Source organism: Paenibacillus zanthoxyli JH29 (genome assembly GCF_000520715.1).
Classification (GTDB): Bacteria; Bacillota; Bacilli; order Paenibacillales; family Paenibacillaceae; genus Paenibacillus_AQ; species Paenibacillus_AQ zanthoxyli.
The window spans coordinates 1-381 of sequence record NZ_ASSD01000207.1; the positions used below are offsets into that span (position 1 = coordinate 1).

1 protein-coding gene is annotated in these 381 nt (G+C 57.5%); it reads right to left on the reverse strand.

Features of this window, described 5'->3' with window-relative positions; genetic code table 11:
- On the reverse strand, positions 1–381 hold a 381-nt coding region (locus tag L691_RS0107950; protein WP_025689862.1), incomplete at both ends, for a radical SAM protein.

The window sequence follows — 381 nt, forward strand, 5'->3', positions numbered from 1 at the left end:
CCGATCGGCATATATTCGATAAACCGCACATTCAGCGGACTATTTAGAGTAAGGGCGATAAAATCCTTGATCTCGTCATCGTTGATGCCCTTCATGAGCACCACATTAAGCTTAATGGGTGAGAGCCCCGCGGCTTGCGCCGCCTCGATTCCCTTCAGCACCTTGGCCACATCGCCGCCGCGTGTAATCATCGAGTAACGCTCCTGCCGCAGGGAGTCAAGGCTGATATTTACCCTCGAAAGACCGGCTGCCTTGAGCGCCGCCGCTTTGGCGGGCAGCAGCAGGCCGTTGGTGGTAAGCGAAATATCCTCAATGCCCGGAATGGAGGACAGCATGGCGACCAGCCGCTCCAATTCTTTGCGCACCAGCGGGTCCCCCCCC